The sequence below is a fragment of the Wolbachia endosymbiont of Pentidionis agamae genome (genome assembly GCF_036711655.1).
GTDB lineage: Bacteria > Pseudomonadota > Alphaproteobacteria > Rickettsiales > Anaplasmataceae > JAZHPY01.
In genome coordinates, this window is record NZ_JAZHPY010000137.1 from 1 (window position 1) to 1,122 (window position 1,122).

At 29.2% G+C, this 1,122-nt stretch carries 1 protein-coding gene and 2 pseudogenes; all 3 read right to left on the reverse strand.

What is annotated here, in order from left to right:
* Nucleotides 1-284 (reverse strand): annotated as a pseudogene (locus V6U76_RS05715) (IS982 family transposase); the annotation flags it as partial.
* Between the two features lie 51 nt (nucleotides 285-335).
* Nucleotides 336-539, reverse strand: a pseudogene (locus tag V6U76_RS05645) (ankyrin repeat domain-containing protein); the annotation flags it as partial.
* Between the two features lie 6 nt (nucleotides 540-545).
* The gene (locus tag V6U76_RS05650; RefSeq protein ID WP_408647437.1) at nucleotides 546-749 is read right to left on the reverse strand and encodes an ankyrin repeat domain-containing protein; all 204 of its coding nucleotides are present in this window, start codon (nucleotides 747-749) and stop codon (nucleotides 546-548) included.
* Nucleotides 750-1,122 lie beyond the last annotated feature (373 nt).

Here is a 1,122-nt window from a genome sequence, read left to right on the forward strand (position 1 = left end):
TACAATATCAGCAAATACTTTATTTTTGGATATTCTTTTTTGCATTGCAATAGGAGTTGTATCTATGTATGAGATTCCAGTATGTTCTGACCACCCGCATAAGCACTTAATAGCATAGCTAAATGTCACCTCTGGGCTTTAGTGTAACTGGTGTATGAAGGAAAAACTCTGATTTGTAGAAAAATGTTAAGTGATGCAGGTAAAAAGCACAGTTTATTTGCAAAATTTATAGCTTTACAAAAATCATCGACTATACAAAAAATTTCTGTTATATCTTTATCCATTGGTATTCTCACTTTAATTTCTAACTGAGTTTTTATCTCTTTTGTATCCTCTTATAATCTAGGATTAGCGTTAGAAACTTCTAATTTTACGATACTACGTATCAATAATTTTATTACTTTATCACTGTGATGATTTTGAGAATATTGAAAAGATTTAACAACATGACATAAAGGAGTGCCACCATAATAACCCTGAGTATTAATATTAGCTCCTTTTTCTATTAGAAACTCTACAGTTTTTTCATGCCCATTGTAAGCAGCTCAAAATAAAGTAGTGTAACCACTATTATCACGAGCATTTACATTAGCTCTAAAATTTATTAGAAGCACTACAATCTCTATATGCCAATTTTGAGCAGCTAAATGCAAAGAAGTATAATCTCCTTCATCAATAGCATTAATATCAACTTTTCCGACTAATCTCTTAACCTCTGTTAAATTATTGTCTTGAATTGCCTTAAGTATTTTTTTTGAGAATTTTTATTTTTTTCTATAAAGAATTGGATATCCAGTTCAATTTGAATATTTTGTGATTAAAATTCCTGAGATTTTTACTTGATTTTCTATATTATAATGATAATGGCCAAATTGCGGAAGCAATATTTTAGTAGTACGAAACAATATACAGAAGATACAGCTAAAATTGTTTATATACCAGGGATTTATAAAAAGAATTCATCTCAGATAGATTATATTTCTATCTTTCATAGGAATACTTCACATTTCCAAACCCCAGTTATGGATTAAAAATAGACCTCTAGCATAACTGTACTAAAGGTTGTGATCTACTAGAAAATAATATGAGATGGGTAATGGGGTTTGAAAAAATAAGCAGGTT